This is a genomic window from Amycolatopsis sp. PSD-21 (assembly GCF_055561455.1).
The window spans coordinates 4,068,341-4,090,291 of the sequence record NZ_CM145712.1; the positions used below are offsets into that span (position 1 = coordinate 4,068,341).

The window sequence follows — 21,951 nt, forward strand, 5'->3', positions numbered from 1 at the left end:
GCCCTGAGGTCGACAAAGTCCTCCTTCTCAGTTTAGCGGATAAGGCTGACGAGATGGCGCAGCGGCACCGTCTGGCGGCTCGGTAACTGTGCAAGGACGCTCGCGCGGCATCGGGCTATGCGGCAGCACGAGGCGCGGATCGGGCGGGCAAGGCCTCCGGTGACAGTGAGCGATGAGGTCCATGACGCTGTGCCGGGTGATACTGAAGGAACTCGACAGGGCGGGACGGGTCGGCGTGGCGCTGCTTAGTACTCCAGTCGTAGTTCGTGATGGTCATGGTTCGTGGGTTGATTGTCGCTGGTAGTGGCCTTGCTGGGCGCGGTATTGGTGGCGTCCGCGCCATCTTGAGCGGCCGATTCGGTGTGCGGCGTCGAGAGCGGGTCGGCTGATGAGTGTGGTGAAGAGGTGGTGGATTTCGTGCAGGCTAATGAGATCCACCCGGCGGTCGAGGACTTGGGGTTTCGTTCGGTGGATGCGACGACAGCGAGGAAGGCGTGGGCGAGCATCGCCATGATCGTCCAGCGGTGCCAGGAGGTCCACCGTCGGACCTGGTGCTGATCGAGCCCGGTGAGACCTTTGCCGGTTTGGAAGGATTCCTCGACTGTCCATCTGCGGCCCGCGACCTTGACCAGGACCCGTAGCGGCATGGGTTCGGGTGCGTAGCAGCGGTAGAACGCCAGCTCGCCGGTGGTGCGGTGGCGGCGGATGAGCAGCCACCGGTGCCCGTCGGGCTCGTCGGTGTCGATGTCGGTGAAAGCCCAGTCGTAGTAGCGATTCCCGTTTGCCCCAGGGCCGGCGCAGAGGCGTTGCCAGACGTGTTTGGGCAGCCTCGCGGCGACACCGTCAGCGCGCAGCACACCGGCTGGAGTGCTGACCCGGCGGTCGCGGCCGATAGCGAGAACGTAGCCGACACCGCGCTGTTCGAGGGCCTTGCGCAGGTGGGGGCGGCTCCGTAAACCTCGTCCCCGGCGACCCACTGTGCGCGGACGTCGGCGTCGAGAGTGCGCCCGATCATGGTGGTCGCCAGCGCCGGTTTCGTCGCGAACGCGGTGTCCTCGGGGATTCCTGCGTCGGTGCGGCGGCCGGGATCGGTGGTCCAGGACTTAGGCAAGTAGAGGGTCCGGTCGATGAACGCGTGGCCGGTGTCGGTGGCGTAGGTGAGGTAGACCGCGACCTGGGCGTTCTCGATGCGACCCGCGGTTCCGGTGTATTGGCGTTGCACTCCGACGGTGTGAACACCTTTCTTGAGGTCGCCGGTTTCGTCGACGACCAGCACGGCGCCGGTGTCGCCGAGGGTGTCCGGTGACGTAGTCGCGCAGGTCGTCGCGGACCTCCTCGGCGTCCCAGGCCGCTTTGCGCAGCAGGTGCTGTATCCCATCGGGGGTGTCGTCGTCGGCGTGTTCGGAGATGGTCCAGCAGTTCTTGTGCGGCAGGTCCGACAGCAGCCCGAGTAGCAGGGTTCGTGCTTGTCGGCAGGGCTCGACGCGGGTGAACCTGTCGGCGATCTGGCTGATCATCTCCTCGAACATCACCGCCCACCGGTCAGGGGGAGGGCGCTGGGACCCGCGGCCACCAGCCGATCAGGGTTAGTCCACACAACCGACCATGATCAACTGGTGGCCGCACCTGCCTACAAGCGGTCCACCAGCGACATCACGAAGTCCGGCTGGGGTACTAGGGAAGACATCACCCGTGCCGTTCAGGACGGTCGCCCACAGCACTTTTTGTACTTTAGTCCCGTTCTTGGTGTGCAGACACATGCAGCGTTCCGGCCGGGGTGGGTAACATCGAGTCTGACGGCAGCTGCGACAAATTCGTTTCTTTGAATAGCTCGGGCTAGAAACTCGGGATTCTCCCAGGACATGCCTCGTAGGTTGCGCCCGAAGCCGCATAGCAACGTTCCATTGCAGGTGGCTAGGTACCAGTTGGACAGGAAAGATAGTTGCATTTCGGGCAGCAAGGGCTTGCCGTCGACTTGCAGTGTTAGTCGGTCGCCGGTTAGATGAGCGGACATCTGCTTCTGGGGTACCTGGCGAATTGGTGACTGGCCGGACTTTGGCGCGTCGAAAGAGATAACGTCCTGAATGTCGGCGAAACCGCGTCGGCGGAGTAGATCCAGCATCAGGTCAAGGGGTTTACCGTCAGAATCGAAGGTCTCGGCGCCGTGGCAATCAATAAGGATCGCGGGGATATTATTGTGAATAATGCTGCATTCAACTTCGAATCGAACTGACTCAAGTGGTTTTGGATCACTTGTGGCCTGCACGATTGAGGAGGTGGCACATGCGGGGTGTGCCACCATGGCTCTCATGGGTGCCCGCTCTATGTGATGTACCAGCATGAGTTCGGCTATCCCCGCATCGACGATGGGAAGTCCGCACATGCAGCACGACTTACGTGAGTTGGTGACCATCCTGCGCAGGGCATCTAGGTCGAATCCTGCCAAAGCGCGCCGAACCATATCGCTGATGTGTACTTGCGTGCGCAGGGTCCCAGCTACGTCTGCCGCGCGTTCGAGGTTTGCTTGCCTGATCTCAGGCGATGCCCAGAACGCGGACCTGACCTGTGAAGGGATATCCTCCGCCTCGGAGGCGAGATAGGACATCGCGCCGTCCAGGTCCATCCCATCCGGAGAGTCATACTTAATCGACAGCTCAAGCGAGAGCGCTTCGGCGGCGGATCGCCATTCTTTTACTAACTGGAATAGATTACGCGCCTCATGGGCCCGCGTTTCGGCAACCTCTCTGTCTTCAGAGGTTTTGAATGCTCGAGCAAGGTTTAGTGCCGCCGTTGCGCGTAGGCTGACATTTTTCAGGTCGCGCGCAATGGTGTAAGCCTTGTTGAATTCTTCACATGCTTCAGCTGTCCTGTCGATGGTCGCCAGGTTGGCGCCGATATTGTTGCGGAGTTGTGCTTCACGTTCGGCGGAGCCTAGATCGTGAGCGAGCTCGATGGCGTGCCGCAGCTGCGTGACCGAACGATCGACGTCGCCGAGCTTGAAATAGCACGTCGCCATGTTAGAAGACGCGGCCAGCAAGGCCTGCAGATCCTTTCGGTCAGCGGCGGAAGGTAGGGCCGCGTCATATTCTGTGAGTGCGTCCTGCCATTGGCCCATTCGTGCGAGTGCGCCGCCGAGTGTGATCCGGCAGTGCATTTCTTCACCTGTTGCTCCGCAGTCTTGCGCCAATGCAAGGGCCTGCCTTGCGGTGTCCAGTGCTTCGTGCCAGAGTTGCCGACTCGAGTAAAGTATGGCAAGGAAGCGCAGGGCTGATGCTCGGATTGCAGGATCGACAGTGTCCGATGGGGCCTCGGTTACGCAGCGGAGAGTTTGCGCGGCTTCCTCCCATTGGTTGACGTGGATTAATGCCTCACCGAGAAGCGCTCTCGCATTTGCGAGCGCATCGGAGTTTCCTGTTTTTTCGAGCATCCGGACGGAGTCTCGTAGTAGCGGGATGGACTTATTGGTCTGGCCTGATTGCCGGAAGAGGTTTGCGCGACGGTCGCGGAGTTGAGAGAGGACAAGATGGCTTCCTGATCCGCTGGAGGCTTCTTCTGCCAGTTGGAAGAGTTCTTCTGCCTCCTCGTGACGGCCCGCCTCGCCATAGAGTGTGGCCAGCTGGGAAAGAGCCAAAGACAGTTGTGTGGTTGCGCCGATACTGTCAGCGATCTCAATGCACCGGTGAAAGCGGGTAAAGGCCTCGTCAATGTCTCCGTCCCTCGTCGCAATGGCACCGAGGAGGCGATGGGTGCTGGCCTGACCATAGAGGTCGTCAACTTCTTCATAGATCCGAAGAGCGTTTGCCAAGGACTCAGTCGAGGTCGTTGCAGATTCGCGGCCTTGTTGCAGTAGGGCTAGCTCAGTGAGTGCGGCGGCCTCGCCATTTCGATCACCGACGGCGCGAGCACACTCAAGGGCCGTACAGCATTCTTGCTGAGCTTGGTCGCGGCGCCCGGTGGTGCGGAGCAGCGACGCAAGCCTGAGACTCAAGGTGGGAAAGAGTCCAGCCAACTTGCTCCGCCGGGCGACTCCGAGTGCGTTACGGAGGTACCGTTCCGCGCGTCGCCAGTCGCCGGTAAGCGAGTAGGCGATCCCCAAATTTTCCAGCGTGCGTGCCAACTGGGTATCGGCGACGAGGACTCGCCATGCCGTGAGTTGCTCACGGAACACGGGAATTGCTTCTGCAGGGCGGCCCTGGTTGATCAAGAGGGTACCGTACGCGCTCGCGGCTGAGTACGCGAGGAAAAAGTTGCCGACCTCGCCAGCGAGCTCAGCGCTGCGACGGAATAGTGAAACAGCGTCCTCGGCATCGCCGCGGCGACTTGCAATGACGCCGAGATTGAGTAGGGCGACGGCTTTCCACTCGGCGTTGCCGGTCCGTGAGGCAGCTTCGCGCAGGTATTCGTACACGCGCTGAAGATCGGTCCAGCAGCTACGGTGGTGTAGCGCGGGAGTGATGCTGGCTACAAGGCTGGCCATTGCTGTCCAGCGTTCAGCTCGGCGCGCTAAGCCAACCAGTGCAACCATTGCTGGCCTGTCCTCTTCCAGCTGGGCCAGCGCGTGAGAGTTGCTGACGGCAGGAGTGCGAGCTTCTTGATCGGTAAAGCCGATCGCCGAAAGCGCATGATGGGTTCGTGCGGCATACATAAGGCAACCGTGATCAAGAACGCGTTCACGCCAGCCTTGGTCAGCATCCAGAGCCTTACCGCGGGCGAAGCGGTGCACCACGCTGTGTAGACGATACCTATCGGTATGGGTCTGCTCGAGAAGATTGCGCTCGAACAAATAATCGATCTGATCGTTCGTGTATCGCACCTGTCCCGCGTTTGCGGCGTCGGAGTCCACGGACATGCACGCCACAATTACGTTCACAGGGATACTGGTATTCGGCAGCATGCCCAGCAGCCGAAGCAGATTGGCCTGCTCGTCCGGTAGCGAACAGAAACCGTCTTCCAGAATAGCTTGCATCGAGCTGTCGCCCGTCCGTAGCGCATGCACGCCGTGATCGGGGTCTGCCAATTGGTGCAGGTAGTCTTCGACGCTCAACCGCGGACGATAGGCGATACGCGAGGCCGCGATCCGGATCGCAAGCGGTAGCCCGCCACAGACGTCCGCGAGGACTTGGCCCTCCTGTTCAGTCAGTCGGTCAGCGGGCACGGTGTCCGTGACCAACTGCACCGCGTGATCCTGAGTCAAGGGACCGAGTTCGAGGAATCGCACGCCGGTCGTGGCCAACCCAGTCAATCGGGATCGACTAGTGCAGACCAGGGCGAAAGGTCCCTCGATCGTGAAAAGATCACGTACGGCTCCTTCGGACGGCACATCGTCAAGCACAATCAGCGTCTTACGGTCACTGAGAAGCGCACGTAGCCGCATCAGCGTTTCGTGTCGAGACTGGCAACGCTGCGCGGAGTTAGTGTCGAGGACATTCAGGACTGCTTCCGGGAGATTAACCTCTCCCTGCTCAACCGCAAGCGACGTCAGGCTCAGAAAGTACTGGCCGTCGGGGTAGACGTGTGCGACCTTGCGCGCAAGATGAACGGCGAAGGCCGTCTTACCCACACCGGCGGGTCCGGTAATCACGGCAACCGGGCCTCCACCACCGTTGTCACCACGATCCGACAACCACCCCATCCCGAGTTTGAGCGGCTCTTCTCGGCCGACCAGTCTGGATACATCCCGTGGGAGGCCGCAGAAGGAAGACTCCGGCGACAACAGCGGTCCGACAGAGAACTTCCGACAAAGATCTTGGTCGGGCCCCGGTTCCAGGCGAGGAACAGGCAGCTCTCCTTCGGACAGCCCCGCCAGAGGCGATGACGCGTCAGCGGCAGGCTGCCATCCTGCATGATTGCTGCCGGTCAACTGCAGGAGTGCGGGCGCCGCGCTCGCGTCGAAACGCTGAGTCCGCTTATCGACTACAACAGCTCGAGACTGACGACTCGCGGCATCAGGGAAAGCCGCGTGCACGTCGACCCACCATGCTTCGCCCTCGGCCGGATGTGAAAAGATCAAGATGACTGGAACGTTGCCGGCCAACCACAGTTCAAGATCGGATTGTCTGCAGACATACCGAAACTTCTCATCTGTCTCGGAAGAAAATGGGCGGTTCTGTGCCTTACTCTGCACGAGCAACGCCCGATTCAGCAACCTCCCGTTGGATCGATCGACAAGATCGATATGCCCGTCAATGCCATGATCAATTCGACGAGGATGGAAGAGAAACCCCATATCAAGGCAGCGAGCCGCAATCAAAGTGACTCCTTGCTCGCCGATGATCGTCTGGCTGGTAACCGTCTTGTGTTGGGCCACAGGACTTCCCTCCGGAACGAAGATCCGCTGGATACTGCTCATGACTGTTGCCGAGAAGGTACTCACCACCCCCGACAGCCCACGGGGAACGTTTCGAGATCCGGTCTCGCAGGACCGTGAAGGTGGACCGAGGATAGGGGAACGTAGGACGCCGGTACTCCGCCGCTGATGACGAACTGTGCGGCCTTAAGACTGGGATAGTGCGCTGTTACCGCTGGTTAGAGGGGCACAGTTGACGACGGGGCCGACCGCCTTACTCGGTCCAGAGCAGCCGAGATAGGCGGCTCAGGCCCGTCTAGGACCACCGGAACACACTCGATGGGGTGAACTTCACGCGGCCTGTGGGAGAGCATGAACTACGCGGCGAGGGGGTGTGATTCTCCCGTGAGCGTGGCCAGCGCTGCTGCGACTTCGTTGATGCTGGCGCGGACGTAGGTTGTGGTGGTTCCGGTATCGCTGCTGTGGTCGCTGTGTCCGGCGTAGGCACGGGCCACGGCATACCCGACGTTGCGCTCGACCCAGGTCAAGGTGGTGTGGCGCAGCCAGTGGGTGGAGATTTGCTGGGTCGCCACCCAGGGGAGGTGCTTGCCCAGCCGTGTCCAGAGGTGGTCGTAGCGGCGGCTGGTGATCGGTTGCCCGTTGCGATAACGCAGCAGTTGCCCGTCGCGTGGCGCGCGACGGTCGTGTGCGTGTTGTTGCAGGTGAGCCATCAGGGTGGGCGAGACTGGCTGCCAGCGGACCGTCTCGCCCTTTTCGCGGAGGAAGATCAGGCACTGGGCAGGATCGAGGTCCTGCGGCCGGAGTGCGAGGGCGCCACCGCGGCGGCACGCGGTTTCGGTGTGCAAGCGCAGCAGAAGGGTGTCCAATGCTGGGTCGTTGCCGGTGGTGGTGGCGGTGTGGTTGATCTCGGCCAGCCGGTTACCCGCGACCGCGCGGCGCGTGGACGGCAGTCGCGGGGGTTTGGCGACTTTACGGGCCGGGTTGTTGGCGGGGTCGATGAGTTCGTCGTCTTCGGCGTGCCGGTACAGGCAGCGCAGGGCGGCGATGAGGTGTTCGCCCGCGCTGCGCCCACCGCGGGCGTTGCGGCGGGCGACGACGTTGGTCTTGATGTGCTCGACGAGGTGTTTGATCTGCGACGGTGTCGGCTCGTCCAGGCGGCGGTGCCCCCAGTGTTCGAGGATCCGGTTCCAGTAGGAGGTGTATACGCGACGGGTGCCGTCAGAGACTGCGTCGGGCACGACGGGGATGTATTCGGCGAAGGTCGGCAGCAATGGCCGGGTGACCGGCTCGCTGATGAGGTCTTCGGCAGTGACGCCCATCCGGGCCAGCAGCAGCCTGGCGGCGTCGAGATCGGCGGCCCGGTCCGCCGTCGCGCTCTGGTGATGTTCCGCGGTCATGCGGGACCACCGCCCAGCAGCGTTACGTGGCAGTCGGTGAGCAGCAGGTCGAGCACCGTCGGTGGGTGCACGAGAAGCACGTCGCGATCGGGGTAGGCGGCCAGCGGCACGCGATCGCCAGAGCCCAGTTCGCAGCTGTGCCGTACATGTGCGGGAAGGCGTAGATGTCCCTGGCTGGTCATGCCGAACACGCCGCAGGGGTCGGTGCCGATCACCAGCGTTCCGTCGGTGACGCTGATGGCCAATGGTGTCCCGGCCACCCAGTCCAGCGCGGCGAACACCGTGCGGTCGGCGACCCGCCCGCGGCAGTCCACGGCCGCCATTCCGTACACCGCGGTCTCGGTGCGCGGCGTGGGGACGGTGGGTAACGGCAGCGGCCGGTTCGACGCGGCCATCGGGCCACGCCCGCCCTGGGCACGCGTAGCCGGGAAAGCGACCGGGGCAATCACAGCGCCGGTCATGCCCACCACCGCCGCCGCAGGCGTCGCGTGGTCCGGCAGAATGCCGATTCAGGGTGTTGGAGTGCGTTGAAGCACCGATACGTTCGTCGTAGCAGTGATGCCACGAAAGTGTGTCCGAGGGGGGACTTGAACCCCCACGTCCGTTAAGGACACTAGCACCTCAAGCTAGCGCGTCTGCCATTCCGCCACTCGGACTTGCTGATGTGAGAAGAGTATACGTCGCCCTGGAGGCCTCAATCAGGGGGGTCCGTATCGTCACGCAGACCTACATTGAGATGATGATCGGTTACCCTCTGGCAACCTCCGCGTGCCCAAATGGTCACATATCCCCAGGTCGGAAGCATAAAGTGCGAAGCGTGACGGCTTGTCGCAGTAAGTAGCAGGCCATGGGGAATCAAACCCGGGCACCGGGCGCTGACAACGGCGTGAAGAAGATTGGTTTCCTGTCCTTCGGCCACTGGTCGCCGAGCGCGCACTCCGAGACGCGGTCCGCCGCCGACTTCCTGCATCAGTCGATCGACCTGGCCGTCGCGGCCGAGGAGCTCGGCGTGGACGGCGCGTACTTCCGGGTGCACCACTTCGCGCGGCAGGCGGGCAGCCCGTTCCCGTTGCTCTCGGCGATCGGGGCAAGGACGTCGAAGATCGAGATCGGCACCGGCGTGATCGACATGCGCTACGAGAACCCGATGTACATGGCCGAGGAGGCGGGCGCCGCCGACCTCATTTCGAGGGGCAGGCTTCAGCTCGGGGTCAGCCGGGGATCCCCGGAGCAGGTGATCGACGGCTGGCGGTACTTCGGTTACGGGCCGGAGGAGGGGCAGACCGTCGCGGACATGGCCCGGCAGCGCACCGAGGTCTTCCTCAAGCTGCTCGAGGGCGAGGGGTTCGCGCAGCCGAATCCGCGGCCGATGTTCGCCAACCCGCCGGGGCTGTTGCGGCTGGAGCCGTACTCCGAGGGGCTGCGCGAGCGGATCTGGTGGGGTTCCAGCTCGAACGCGACCGCGGTGTGGGCGGCGGAGCAGGGCATGAACCTGCAGAGTTCCACGCTCAAGGACGACGAGACGGGCGAGCCGCTGCACGTTCAGCAGCGCAAGCAGATCGAGGCCTACCGCGAAGCCTGGAAGGAGGCCGGCCACCGGCGCGAGCCGCGGGTGTCGGTCAGCCGCAGCATCTTCGCGTTGACCAACGACCTGGACCGCGCGTATTTCGGCCGTGACCGGAACTCTCGGGACCAGGTCGGCATGATCGACGAGACGACCAGGGCGATCTTCGGGCGGTCGTACGCCGCCGAGCCGGACGAGCTGGTGCGGGCGCTCAAGGAGGACGAGGCGATCGAGGCCGCGGACACCCTCTTGCTGACCATCCCGAACCAACTCGGCGTCGACTACAACGCGCACGTCCTGGAGAGCATCCTCACGCACGTGGCACCGGAGCTCGGCTGGCGCTGAGAATGCGCGGTTCGGCGGTGGGTAGAGGCCGTCCCGCTCGTTACGATCGGGGCATCCCCGGCCAGCGGAGGGCCCCGTGAGACTGCCCCGATCCCTGTCCTGCCTGGTCCTGGCGTTCGGCCTGGCGCTCCCGGCGACCGCGCACGCGAGCGCTCAAGCCCCGCTCGGCGGCGGGAGTGTGCTGCAGAGCAGCGCCGCGACTCGGTGCACGGCCGGGTTCGCCGCCGTCTCGGGCAAGACCGGCTACCTGATCGCGAGTTCCGCCTGCGGCAGACCCGGCGACACCATCCGCAGTGCGGGCCGGGTGGTCGGGGTGGTCGTCGGCACTCAGGTCCCGCCGACCGGCGCGATCGTCATCCGCGTGACCAATACGACCGACTGGCGGCTGGTCGGCTCGATCCCGCCCGTCGACAGCCGGGTGACGATCACCGGGTCGGTCGAGGCCCCGGTCGGATCGTCGGTGTGCCGGTACGGCGCGACCACCGGCTGGCACTGCGGGATCATCCAGGCGAAGAACGTGTCGATCACTTTCCCCGAAGGAACGCTGACCGGCTTGACCCGCACGTCCGTCTGCGCCGAGCCGGGTGACCACGGCGGACCGTTCGTCAGCGGGACGCAGGCGCAGGGAGTGCTGGTCGGCGGCAGCGGGAACTGCTCCAGCGGCGGCACGACCTACTTCTACCCGGTCAACCGCGTCCTGTCGGCTTACGGCCTGACGCTCGTCACCGGCACCTAGAACGGCAGGACCCTCGGATACGGGGGAGGGGAATGCCGGGCGAACGCCGGGGTGGTCGTCACCCGGGCTTCCCCGACGGCGTCGAAGATCGTCTGGTGTTCCGGCGCGAGCTTGCCGGCCTCGGAGTTCAGCGCGGCGGGCCCGTCCGACGGCCAGTGTCCGGCGTCCAGCCGCCGCTCCAGCGTGCGCAGGGCGGTGATCTCCTCGGACGCGGTGAACACACAGTGCCCGGCGCGGTTCACGAACAGCTGACGGAGATCGCCGCCCTGCCCGGCTCGTTCGGCGTAGGCGCGTTCGTGCGCCGCCGGCGCGGTGCCGTCCGCGACGGTGTGCATGGTCAGCACCGGGACCGGCGTGCGTCCGAGCGGCAGCCCGAACCGCGCCAGATAGCCGACCGCGGCCGGATCGGGCGCGATTCGCGGTGCCTTCGCCAGCCTGTCGAGGTCGGCGTCGAGGTCGAGTCCAGCCTCCGCGTAGGCCCGTTCCACGAGCGGCCGCTCGCCGGCCTTCGCGAGGATCCGCCGGTAGTCGACGCCCACGTTCCAGCTCGGGTTGCCGCCCGCGCGCTGCTCCAGCGCGACCCTGTCCACGCCGAAAGCGCTGACGCGGTAGAAGCGATCCCATACGCCCTGCCAGAAAACCTGATCGGCGACGGCCTGCGGACGGGGCCGGGTGGCGTCGAACCAGCCGGGGATTTCGGCCAGCGCGTTCGCCAGCGCGAGCCGGGCCTGGCCATGCGGGTTCGCGGTGGCGGCCCGCACCACGTCGGTGAACCGGCCAGCGTTCGCCGCGGGATCCGCGATCCGCACCAGGTCCAGCCGCGCGTCGAGCAGCGTGTTCAGCGCGAACCCGAGATCGAGACCGGAGTTCCAGTGCGCGGCCCCGCCGGCGAGGTTGCCGCAGAAGGTCATCAACCCGGCGAACCGCCGCGGGTTCCGCTCGGCGAGCAGGGTCGCGGTGATCGCTCCCACCGATTCGCCCGTCGCGATGGTCCGCCGCGGCTTGCCGACCGTGCGGGAAAACCAGTCGTGCAACCGGATCTGGTCGGTCAGCGCCTCCTCGATCGACCAGCCGCGCACGGTCCGGTACTGGGACGCGGCCAGCGCGTACCCCTGCTCCAGCAGATACGACTCCGTCGTGGGCTGTGAGGTCAGCGCGATCCGCTCCGGCTCCGGATACGCCAGGGAGTACATCCCGTGACTCCACAGCATGAGCGTGCCGTTCCAGTTTTCCGGAACCAGCACCAGATAGCGCGCGCCTTCGAGTTCGCCCTCGTACCTGGTGACCGGCTCGGCGGCCGCGGCGCGGGGAACCAGCAGCCCCAGGAAGATCGTGAACAGGGCCAGGAGAACGAGACCACGTCGGGCCATGACGACCACCCCCGCGGCTCATCTTTCGCCGCGCCGGGTGAAGTGTCGAGGTCCGGTCGGCCTAACTGAAGAGAACCGAGCGCAGGAGAAGCCGGTCCGAACCGCGGCCGCCGTAAGGGCGGAGCGAAAAGTAGGAGTCGCTCTTGCAGTCGTCGTCCAGGAACACCACCGCGGTCGAGTCGGTGTCGTTGCGCGGACGGAACGCGTCGACGTCCCAGTCGGCGATTTCGGGGATTTCGATGCATTCGCCGCTGGGCGGGTCCACCAGGACGCCGATCTGGAGCTCTTCGTCTTCGTCGTAGTAGCGGTAGGTGAATTCGCCCTCGGCCGCGGAAGCCACCGCGGGGATCGTGAAGCACAGGGCGACGGCGCTGGCGACGGCGAGGAAAGCGGTACGTGTACGCATGGTTCGACGTTAGGACGGTGATCAACATCTCCGGTAGGTCTCGCGGCCGGATCCACTCTTGGAGGTGGACCGAAGTCCGGTCGGTGATCGATAGTGAGCGGCATGTACACCGGCAACCCCGACGTCCCCGACGACGTTTTCGCGGACGTCCTCGCCCAGATCGACGACTTCGTCCGCACCCGCGTGATGCCTCGCGAGCTGGAGATCATGAGCACGGACGCCATCCCGGCCGACCTGCGGGCGCAGGCCGCGGAGATGGGGTTGTTCGGGTACGCGATCCCGCAGGAGTGGGGCGGGCTCGGCCTCGATCTGGTGCAGGACGTCGAGGTGGCGATGACGCTGGGTTACACGTCGTTGGCGTTGCGGTCGATGTTCGGGACGAACAACGGGATCGCCGGGCAGGTACTGGTCGGGTTCGGCACGGACGAACAGCGGGCGCGGTGGTTGCCGGGCATCGCGTCGGGTGAGGTCGTCGCGTCGTTCGCGCTCACCGAGCCGGGTGCCGGCTCCAACCCGGCCGGTCTGCGGACCAGCGCGAAGCCGGACGGCGACGGCTGGGTGATCGACGGTGGCAAGCAGTTCATCACCAACGCCCCCGAGGCCGGGCTGTTCGTGGTTTTCGCGCGTATCGACACCGGCATCGCGGTGTTCCTGGTGCCCGCGGACGCGCCTGGCATCACGGTCGGGGCGAAGGACGCCAAGATGGGGCAGGAGGGTTCGCGTACCGCGGACGTGACGTTCTCGCAGGTCCGCGTCGGGCCGGAGGCGCTGGTCGGCGGGGACGGTGAGGTCGGGTACAAGGCGGCGATGACGTCGCTGGCGCGCGGCCGGATCCATATGGCGGGCCTGGCGGTCGGGACGGCGCAGCGGGCGCTCGACGAGTCGGTCGCCGACGCCGCCACCGCGACCCAGGGCGGTACGCCGATCGGGGATTTCCAGCTGGTGCAGGCGATGCTCGCGGATCAGCAGACCGGTGTGCTCGCCGGCCGGGCGCTCGCCCGCGAGGCGGCTCGGGCGTACGTGACGGGGGAGGACCGGCGGATCGCGCCGTCGGCGGCGAAGCTGTTCTGCACCGAAATGGCGGGCAAGGCCGCCGATCTGGCGGTGCAGGTGCACGGCGGCAGTGGCTACATGCGCGAGGTCGCGGTCGAACGCATCTACCGCGACGTCCGGTTGATGCGGCTGTACGAGGGCACCAGTGAGATCCAGCGGCTGATCATCGGCGGTGGCCTGGTGCGGGCCGCGAAGAAGAAAGCATGACCCGGCCACTCGAAGGGGTCACGGTCGTCGCCATCGAGCAGGCCGTCGCCGCTCCGCTGGCCACCCGCAACCTCGCCGATCTCGGCGCGCGCGTGATCAAGGTCGAACGCGTCGACGGCGGGGATTTCGCGCGTGCCTACGACCACGCCGTACACGGAAGCGGCGCGCATTTCGTCTGGCTCAACCGCGGCAAGGAGTCGCTCGCCGTCGACCTCAAGACCGCCGAAGGCCGCGACGTCGTCCGGCGACTGGTCGCGAAGGCCGACGTGTTCGTGCAGAACCTCGCCCCGGGCGCGGCGGAGCGGCTCGGTTTCGGTGATCCGCGGGCGGATCACCCGGAGCTGGTCGTGGTGAACCTGTCCGGCTTCGGCTCGGGCGGGCCGATGGAGCAGCGCAAGGCCTACGACATGCTGATCCAGGCCGAGGCCGGGCTCATCGCGATCACCGGCACCCCGGAAGCCCCGGCGAAGACCGGCATCCCGACCGCCGACATCGCCTCGGGCATGTACTGCGCGCAAGCCGTGCTGGCGGCGTTGCTGCGCCGCTGGCGCACCGGCGAGGGCGCGACGATCGAGGTCTCCATGCTGGAGGCCACCGTCGAATGGATGGGATACGCGCTCAACACCCGGATGTACGCCGGGACCGAGCCGGAGCGGATGGGGCTGAGCCACAGTTCGATCGCGCCGTACGACGCCTTTCCCACGCGCGACGGCCAGATGCTGATCGGCGTCCAGAACGACACCGGCTGGCGCACCCTCGTCACCGACGTCCTCGACGCGCCCGAGCTCGCCGACGACCCGCGCTTCACCACGAACGTGCGGCGCGTGGCCCACCGCGCGGAATGCGACGCCGCCGTCGCGGCCCGGACCTCCCTGTGGTCCAACAGCGAACTCGACGAAAAGCTCGCCGCGGCCGGGGTTCCCGCCGCCCAGCTCAAGGACGTCGGCCAGGTCGCCGATCATCCCCAGCTGCGGGCGCGCGACCGGTGGCGCAAGGTCGGCACCGAATCCGCCCGGATCGACGCTTTGCTGCCACCGGTGACCTTCGACGATTTCGAGGCGTGCATGGGCGACGTCCCGGCGCTGGGCGAACACACGCGAGCGTTGCTCGTCGAGTCCGGAGTGGACGCCGACGACTACCTTCGCCGGGGCATCGCCCGCTGAATTCCGGGAGCGACTGGAGGAACTCCAGGTTTACGCTCGAGATCATGCGATTCGCCATCAAGACTTCGCCGCAGGACACCGTCTGGGCCGACATGCTCGCCGTCTGGCAGGCCGCCGACGAGATCGAGCTCTTCGAATCCGGCTGGACCTTCGATCACTTCTATCCCATTTTCTCGGATTCGACCGGTCCGTGCCTGGAAGGGTGGGTGACGCTCACCGCGCTCGCGCAGGCCACGAAACGGCTCCGGCTGGGCACGCTGGTCAGCGGGATCCACTACCGCCACCCCGCGCTTCTCGCGAACATGGCCGCGACACTGGACATCGTTTCCGGCGGACGGCTGGAGATCGGCGTCGGCGCCGGCTGGAACGAGGAGGAATCCGGCGCGTACGGCATGGAACTGGGCACGATCAAGGAACGCAGTGACCGGTTCGAGGAGGCGTGCGAGGTGCTCGTCGGCCTGCTGACCCAGGAGACCACCACGTTCCAGGGTCAGCACTATCAGCTGACCGACGCCCGTTGTGAACCGAAGGGCGTGCAGAAACCGCATCCGCCGATCTGCATCGGCGGCAGCGGCGAGAAGCGGACCCTGCGCACGGCCGCGAAGTACGCCCAGCACTGGAACTTCGTCGGCGGCACGCCGGAGGAGTTCGCGCACAAGCGCGAGGTGCTGCACCGGCACTGCGCGGACATCGGCCGGGATCCGAAGGAGATCACCTTGTCCTCGCACGTCCGCCTCGGCACGGACGGGGATTACGCCAAGGTCGCCGCGGACGCCGAAGCCCTCGGTGAAGTGGGCCTCGACCTGGCGATCATCTACCTGCCGCCGCCGCACACCCCCGCCGTGCTGGAGCCGCTGGCGAAGGTGCTCGAACCGCTGCGCTGAGAGCCTGTTGGCGGAGCTGGGGCCGGGCGTGAGAGATATGACCAGGTCGCGCCCTGCCGACGCGGGTTCACCAACAGACACCGAGGTCTCGAAGACCGGCCGGGGAGCGACCGCCCGTTGCGGAACCGGCCGGTCTCGCTATACGGTGACAGAACTAGAACAGGTTACAGTTCTGCACGGTGGGCGGACCGAGGAGCGGACATGGCGAACAGGGCTGCGCGCGGCGACGAGGCCGACTACGTGGTCGTCGGATCGGGCAGCTCGGGCGCCGCGATCGCGGGGCGGCTGGCGGAGTCCGGTGCCAGCGTGATCGTGCTCGAGGCGGGGAAGAGCGACGACAAGCTGCTCGTCAGGAAGCCGGGGCTGGTCGGCCCGATGCACGCGGTGCCCCAGCTCAAGAAACCGTTCGACTGGGGCTACTACTCGGTGCCGCAGAAACACGTTCTCGATCGTCGCATGCCGGTGCCGCGCGGCAAGGTGGTCGGCGGCTCCAGCTCCATCAACGGCATGGTTTACGTCCGCGGCAACCGCGCCAACTTCGACTCCTGGGCCGCCGAGGGCAACAAGGGCTGGGACGCCGACAGCGTCAACGCCGCGTACAAGCGGATGGAGGACTTCGAGGACGGCGAGAGCGAGTTCCGCGGCGCGGGCGGCCCGATCCGGGTCACCCGCAACAAGACCCCGCAGGAGGGCACGCTCCAGTTCCTCCAGGCGACCGCCGAAGCGATCGGCTGCGAGATCCTCGACGACTACAACGCCGGGTCGCAAGAGGGCGTCAGCCGGATGCAGCAGAACGCCGCCGACGGCCTGCGCTACAGCGCCTCGCGCGGCTACATCCACCATCTCGCGCCGGCCACGCTGGAGGTCCAGTCCGGGGTGCTGGCGAAGAAGGTGGTCATCGAGAACGGCCGCGCCGTCGGCGTCGAGGTCGTCGACGCGAACGGGGGACAGCGGATCCTCCGCGCGGGCAAGGAGGTCATCCTCTCGGCGGGTTTCGTCGGGTCCGCGCAGCTGCTGATGCTGTCCGGGATCGGCCACGCCGAGCACCTCAAGGAACACGGCATCGACGTCGTCGCGGACCTGCCGGTGGGCGACAACCTGCACGACCACATGTTCCACGCGCTGACCTTCCGCGCGTCGTCGAGCAAGAACCGGGGCACGCCGCCGTACTTCGCGCGTGGCCTCGTCAGCGAACTGATGCGGCCCGGGACGACGTTCCTGGCGAACTCGGTCTTCGAGGCGGTCGCCTTCCTCAAGACCTCCCAGGCCGCCGAGGTGCCCGACCTCCAGCTCCACCTCCTGCCGTGGGCGTACGTGACGCCCAACCAGGACGCGCCGATCCGGCACGACGTCGACAAACGGCCCGCGCTCACCGTGCTGACCACGCTGATCTACCCGAAGAGCCGCGGCACGCTGCGCCTCGCTTCGGCCGATCCCACGGCCCCGCCGTTGATCGACCCGCAGTATCTGTCCGACCCGGCGGATCTCGAACTGCTCGGCGAGGGCTCGGAGATGGTGCGCGAGATCTTCGCGTCGAGGGCCTTCAACGGCTCGATCAAGGAAGAACTCCACCCGGGCAAGTCGCTGCAGGGCCAGGAGCTGCGCGACGCGATCCTGAACCGCGCGACGTCGGTCTACCACGGGGTCGGCACCTGCCGGATGGGCGTCGACGAGCTCGCCGTCGTGAGTCCCGACCTCAAGGTCCGCGGCGTCGACGGCCTGCGGGTCTGCGACGCCTCGATCATGCCGTCGATCACCGGCGGCAACACCAACGCGCCCGCCATCATGATCGGCGAGATGGGCGCGCAACTCGTTCTTCAGGACAACTGACGGAAAGAGGGCCATGACCGTCACACCGCTCGCGCTCACCCGACCGGCGTCGGTGACCGACGCGTTCCTCCAACGGCTCGTCGCCCGGGTGCCGGGCTCGTCCGGCGCGACCTGGAAACTCACCGAGGTCTACACCGGTGACGTGCTCGTCGAGCTGCCCCAGTCGACCCCCGCCGACATCGAGCAGGCGTTCACCACCGCGCGCTCCGCGCAGGAGAAATGGGGCGCCACACCGCTCAAGCAGCGGCTGGAGGTGTTCAAACGGGCGCACACGCTCTTCGTCGACAACGCGCCGGCCGTCACCGACCTCATTCAGGTCGAGAGCGGCAAGAACCGGCGGATGGCGATCGAGGAGACCTGCGACCCGGCGATGGTCATGAGCCATTACCTGACGCGGGCCGCCAGACTGCTGGCGCCGACCAAACGAGGCGGGCCGGTCCCGTTCCTGACGACGTCCACCGAGATCCGGCAGCCCAAGGGCGTGGTCGGGATCATCGCGCCGTGGAACTTCCCGTTCGCCACCGGCATTTCCGACGCCGTCCCGGCGTTGATGGCCGGCAACGCGGTGGTGCTGAAACCCGACAACAAGACCGCGCTCTCCCCGCTCTACGGCGTCGAGCTGCTGGAGAAGGCGGGACTGCCGAAGGGGTTGTTCCAGGTCGTGTGCGGCGAGGGCCCGGACGTCGGCCCGACGCTCATCGACCAGGCGAACTACGTGATGTTCACCGGTTCCACCGCCACCGGCCGGGTGATCGGCGAGCGGGCGGGCCGCAACCTCATCGGCTGCTGTCTCGAACTCGGCGGCAAGAACCCGATGATCGTGCTCGAAGACGCCGACCTCGCCGAGACCGTGCAGGGCGCGATCTTCGGCGCTTTCGGCAACACCGGGCAGATCTGCATGCACATCGAGCGGATCTACCTGCCCGAGTCCCGTTACGACGAGTTCAAGAACGCGTACGTGGCCAGGACCAAGGCGCTCGACGTCCGCGCCGCCTACGACTTCGGGCCGGACATGGGCTCGCTCGTCTCCGTCGACCACATGAGCCGGGTCAAGTCCCATGTGGACGACGCCGTGGCCAAGGGCGCGACCGTCCTTTGTGGAGGAAAGCCGCGGCCCGACCTCGGCCCGGCGTTCTTCGAACCGACGATCCTCGAAGGCGTCACGAAGGACATGCTCTGCGGTGTCACCGAAACGTTCGGACCCGTTGTCGCACTGCACAAATACCGCACGGTCGACGAGGCCGTCGCACTCGCCAACGACACCGAGTACGGCCTCAACGCCTCGGTCTGGGGCACCGACGTCGGCGCCGCGCGGGCCGTGGCCGCGCGGATCGAGTCCGGCAACGTCAACATCAACGACATCCTGGCCACCGCGTACGCCTCGAAGGGGACGCCGTCCGGCGGGGTCAAGAACTCGGGCGTCGGCGCCCGCCACGGGGACCAGGGCCTGCTCAAGTACACCGACGTGAAGAACGTGGCGGTGCTCAAGAAGCAGGTCATGGGTCCCCGCGGCGGCCAGACCTACGAGAAGTACGTCGAGGGGATGCTGTCCGGGCTGAAACTCATGCGGCGGTTGCGCATCCGCTGAACGTCGTCGGTGTGCCTGCGGTCCCGTGTCGCGAAAGCCACTTTCGGGACACCAGACGTCCCGAAAGTGGCTTTCGCGACATGCCGGACGCACTCGTCCGCCGCGCTAGACCGTGTCCACGGAGTCGGTGTGCTGCGGCGCGGCCAGCACGCAGACGATGCTCAGCACGCACATGCCGACCAGCAGGCCGATCGCCGGCCAGATGCTGCCGGTCGCCTGGAACAGCAGCGTCGACACCAGCGGCGAGAGCCCGCCGAAGAGCGCGCCCGCCAGCTGGTACGACAGCGAGATGCTGGTGTACCGCGCCCGCGGCCGGAACATCTGCGACAGCACGGCGGCGATCGGGCTGTAGGTCGCCGTCATCGCCAGGCGCATCGCCACGAACGCCGCGATGATCAGCGCCGCGTTCTTGGTCGAGAGCACCAGGAACTGCGGAGCGGCGAGCACGGCGACACCGGCCAGGCCGATCACGACCACCCGCACCCGGCCGAAGCGATCACCGAGCCAGGCCGCGCCGAAGCTGACGACCAGTTCGACGAACGCGGCGATGGTGAGCGCGTTGAGCACCAGCGATTCGGAGACGCCGACGGCCGGATCGGTCGCATACGCCGTCGCGAAGGTGGTGACCAGGTAATAGCCGCCGACCGCGACGGGCAGCACACAGATACCCAGCAGGATCGGCTTCCAGTTCGTCCGGACGGCGTACAGGATCGGCACGCCGGTTTCTTCGACGGTCTCCTCGAAGACCGGGGACTCTTCGACCTTCAGGCGCACGATGAGACCGACGCCGATGAGGAGCACCGACGCGAAGAACGGGATCCGCCAGCCCCACGTGGTGAGCCATTCGGTGCCGCCGGTGCTCAGAAGACTGAACAGACCGGTGGCCAGTAGTGCGCCCGCCGGGTTCCCCGCCTGCGCGAAGGCGCCGTAGAAGGTCTTCTTGTCCGGCGGCGCGTGTTCGACGGCCATGAGCACGGCGCCGCCCCATTCGCCGCCGACGGCGAGCCCCTGGACGAACCTGAGCACCACGAGCAGGATGGGCGCCCACGTGCCGATCTGCGCGTAGCCGGGCAGACAGCCGACGAGGAAGGTCGCCGCGCCCATCATGGTCAGGGTCACCACGAGCGCGGTCTTGCGGCCGACCCGGTCACCGACGTGCCCGAACACGATGCCGCCGAGCGGCCGCGCGAAGAACCCGACCGCGTACGTCGCGAAGGCCGCCGCGACGCCGGTCAGCCGGTCGCCGGTTTCGGGGAAGAACACGGTGCCGAAGACGAGGCTCGCCGCCGTGGCGTAGATGTAGAAGTCGTACCACTCGATCGTGGTGCCGACGAAGGCCGCGAGCCCGGCCCGGCGCGCGCGGCGGAGCGAGTGGGTGTCGGTCTGGACGGTCATCGGGCCACCTCGCCGTCGATCCAGGTTTCGAGCACGCGGATACCGGCGATCCGGTCCGGCTCGCAGGTGAGGGGATTCTCGCCGAGCAGCACGAAATCGGCGCGTTTGCCGGGGGTGATCGAGCCGAGGTCGCGTTCACGGCCGAGCACCCTGGCGCCGGCGATCGTGTGGGCGGCGACGGCCGACCGGACGTCGATCAGCAGGTCGTCGCCGCCGAGCCGGTGACCGCGGCGGGTCGTCCTGGTCACCGCGGTCTGGATGGCTTCGAGCGGGTTCGGCTCCGCGACCGGGGCGTCCGAGCTCAGCGTGACCGGGACGCCCGCCGCCTGGAACTCGCCGAGGGGGTTGAACCGCTCGCCGGGGGTGCCGACGGCGTCGGTGACGCCTTCGCCCCAGTTGTAGTAGTGCTGCGGCTGGTTGACCGGGTGGACGCCGAGCGCGGCCATCCGCTCGATCTGCTCCGGGGACGGCAGCCCGCAATGCTCGATGCGGTGCCGGGCGTCGGGCCGGGGATTCCGTTGCTGCGCGTCCTCGATGGCGTCGAGCACCATGGCGATCGCGTCGGGGGACTGGGCGTGGGTCGCGGTCTGGAGCCCGGCCTCATGCGCCTTGCCGATCAGCGCCGAGTAGTCCTTCGGGTCGTGGTAGAGCTGCCCGGTACGGCACGGATCACCGACGTAGCCGTCCGGGAAGTACGCGGTCCAGCCGCCGAGCGTGCCGTCGGCGTAGAACTTGATCCCCGCGAACGCGAGACGCGTGGTGCCGAAAGCGCCGTGCAGCCCCATTTCCAAGGCCTGGTCGAGCAAATGCGACAGCAGGTACATGTGGACGCGTGTCTTGAGCTGCCCGGCTTCGTCCAGCCGCAGATACATGTCGAACTCGCGGCGTGTCACCTGGGCGTCGCCGATCGCGGTCACCCCCGCGGCGAGGAACTTCTCCTGCGCGGCGGCCAGCTGCCGCGCGTGCTCCTCCGGCTCGTCCTCGAGGTGGAAGTTCGGCCCGTGCCGCCCGACCTTCACCCCCGTGACGCCGGTGAGGATGTTGCACGCCGCGTCCGACAGTTCCCCGGTGAGCTCGCCTTGCTCGTCCCGGAAGAACACCCCGCCGTCGGGATCCGGGGTGTCGCGGGTGACGCCGTTGCGCCGCAACGTGAAGCTGTTGACCACGCCGCCGTGGCCGCTCGCGTTCATGAGGTAGACCTCGCGGTCTTCAGCGACCGCGTCGAGCTCCTCCTTGCGGGGGTGGCGTTTCTCGGCGAGGTTGCGGTGCTCGTAGCCGTAACCTCGGATGGGCCTGCCCGCCGGGGTGCTCTCGGCCGCTTCGCGCAGCAGCGCGACGATCTCGGGAATGGTCGACGCGCGCTCGGGACCGCAGTCGACCCAGGTCATCATCTGCCCGTACATCAAGGGATGCGCGTGCGGATCGACGAAGCCCGGCAGGAGCGTGCCCGGCAGCCGTCGCACCTCCGGCTCGGGGTGGCCGAGACCCGCCGCGCGGGCGCGGCACTCGTCCACGGAGCCGACCGCGGCGATCTCCTCGGCGAACACGAGTACCGCTTCGGCGCCTTCCGTGGCGTCGTCGACGGTCACCAGTTCGTCGGGATGCAGGATCGTCGCTCTCGCGTCGAGGACTGAACGATCGAGGGGCAGCAGACGCATCGCGCGGACTCCAGGGGTTCGACGGTGAAGTGGGGCGAAGGTAAGCGA

At 66.6% G+C, this 21,951-nt stretch carries 14 protein-coding genes, 1 tRNA gene and 1 pseudogene; 7 read left to right on the top strand and 9 right to left on the bottom strand.

All coding sequences use genetic code 11. The features are described from left to right. Positions 1-273: 273 nt before the first annotated feature. From ACZ1DY_RS19300 to ACZ1DY_RS19320, 5 genes and pseudogenes are all read right to left on the bottom strand, one after another. Positions 274-1,529: pseudogene (locus ACZ1DY_RS19300) on the bottom strand (IS701 family transposase). Positions 1,530-1,699: 170 nt separating this feature from the next. Continuing rightward, positions 1,700-6,349, bottom strand: coding sequence for a tetratricopeptide repeat protein (locus tag ACZ1DY_RS19305; RefSeq protein ID WP_465485232.1), 4,650 nt, complete (start codon positions 6,347-6,349; stop codon positions 1,700-1,702). Between the two features lie 314 nt (positions 6,350-6,663). Then, entirely contained in the window at positions 6,664-7,704 is a 1,041-nt protein-coding gene (locus ACZ1DY_RS19310) for a tyrosine-type recombinase/integrase (RefSeq protein ID WP_465485233.1), read from the bottom strand. Next, entirely contained in the window at positions 7,701-8,165 is a 465-nt protein-coding gene (locus tag ACZ1DY_RS19315; protein WP_465485234.1) for an AbrB/MazE/SpoVT family DNA-binding domain-containing protein, read from the bottom strand. Before ACZ1DY_RS19315 ends, ACZ1DY_RS19310 begins: the two co-directional genes overlap by 4 nt. Positions 8,166-8,276: 111 nt before the next feature. Then, positions 8,277-8,360 (bottom strand) — tRNA-Leu (locus ACZ1DY_RS19320). 230 nt (positions 8,361-8,590) lie between these two features. On the opposite strand from ACZ1DY_RS19320, the gene ACZ1DY_RS19325 reads away from it, so the two are divergent. Next, positions 8,591-9,613 (top strand): LLM class flavin-dependent oxidoreductase, encoded by a 1,023-nt coding sequence (locus ACZ1DY_RS19325; RefSeq protein WP_465485235.1) that lies wholly within the window; start codon positions 8,591-8,593, stop codon positions 9,611-9,613. Between the two features lie 76 nt (positions 9,614-9,689). Further along, positions 9,690-10,349, top strand: a complete 660-nt coding sequence (locus ACZ1DY_RS19330) for a S1 family peptidase (RefSeq protein WP_257487359.1) — start codon at positions 9,690-9,692, stop codon at positions 10,347-10,349. Here the strand turns inward: ACZ1DY_RS19330 and ACZ1DY_RS19335 are convergent. After that, positions 10,346-11,719 (bottom strand): alpha/beta hydrolase, encoded by a 1,374-nt coding sequence (locus ACZ1DY_RS19335; protein ID WP_465485236.1) that lies wholly within the window; start codon positions 11,717-11,719, stop codon positions 10,346-10,348. The genes ACZ1DY_RS19330 and ACZ1DY_RS19335 overlap by 4 nt on opposite strands. A 61-nt stretch (positions 11,720-11,780) precedes the next feature. Next, positions 11,781-12,125: a hypothetical protein gene (locus tag ACZ1DY_RS19340; RefSeq protein ID WP_126731258.1), complete on the bottom strand. Its 345-nt coding sequence runs from the start codon at positions 12,123-12,125 to the stop codon at positions 11,781-11,783. A 102-nt stretch (positions 12,126-12,227) separates the two neighbouring features. On the opposite strand from ACZ1DY_RS19340, the gene ACZ1DY_RS19345 reads away from it, so the two are divergent. The 5 genes from ACZ1DY_RS19345 (at position 12,228) to ACZ1DY_RS19365 (ending at position 18,850) form a co-directional block, all read left to right on the top strand. After that, entirely contained in the window at positions 12,228-13,385 is a 1,158-nt protein-coding gene (locus ACZ1DY_RS19345; RefSeq protein ID WP_465485237.1) for an acyl-CoA dehydrogenase family protein, read from the top strand. Further along, positions 13,382-14,548 (top strand): CaiB/BaiF CoA transferase family protein, encoded by a 1,167-nt coding sequence (locus ACZ1DY_RS19350; protein ID WP_465485238.1) that lies wholly within the window; start codon positions 13,382-13,384, stop codon positions 14,546-14,548. The genes ACZ1DY_RS19345 and ACZ1DY_RS19350 overlap by 4 nt, the downstream gene beginning before the upstream one ends. A gap of 44 nt (positions 14,549-14,592) precedes the next feature. Beyond that, positions 14,593-15,432 carry an LLM class F420-dependent oxidoreductase gene (locus ACZ1DY_RS19355; protein ID WP_465485239.1) on the top strand — a complete coding sequence of 280 codons (840 nt, stop codon included), beginning with the start codon at positions 14,593-14,595 and terminating at the stop codon, positions 15,430-15,432. A 201-nt stretch (positions 15,433-15,633) separates the two neighbouring features. Continuing rightward, a complete protein-coding gene (locus ACZ1DY_RS19360) occupies positions 15,634-17,262 on the top strand; it encodes a GMC family oxidoreductase (RefSeq protein WP_126731264.1) in 1,629 nt (542 codons plus the stop codon). A 13-nt stretch (positions 17,263-17,275) separates the two neighbouring features. Beyond that, a complete protein-coding gene (locus ACZ1DY_RS19365) occupies positions 17,276-18,850 on the top strand; it encodes a succinic semialdehyde dehydrogenase (RefSeq protein WP_465485240.1) in 1,575 nt (524 codons plus the stop codon). A 105-nt stretch (positions 18,851-18,955) separates the two neighbouring features. On the opposite strand, the gene ACZ1DY_RS19370 is transcribed toward ACZ1DY_RS19365, so the two are convergent. Together ACZ1DY_RS19370 and ACZ1DY_RS19375 are read right to left on the bottom strand one after the other, a co-directional pair. Next, the gene (locus ACZ1DY_RS19370) at positions 18,956-20,245 is read right to left on the bottom strand and encodes an MFS transporter (RefSeq protein ID WP_465485241.1); all 1,290 of its coding nucleotides are present in this window, start codon (positions 20,243-20,245) and stop codon (positions 18,956-18,958) included. Next, positions 20,242-21,903: an amidohydrolase gene (locus tag ACZ1DY_RS19375; protein ID WP_465485242.1), complete on the bottom strand. Its 1,662-nt coding sequence runs from the start codon at positions 21,901-21,903 to the stop codon at positions 20,242-20,244. The genes ACZ1DY_RS19370 and ACZ1DY_RS19375 overlap by 4 nt, the downstream gene beginning before the upstream one ends. Between the last annotated feature and the right edge of the window lie 48 nt (positions 21,904-21,951).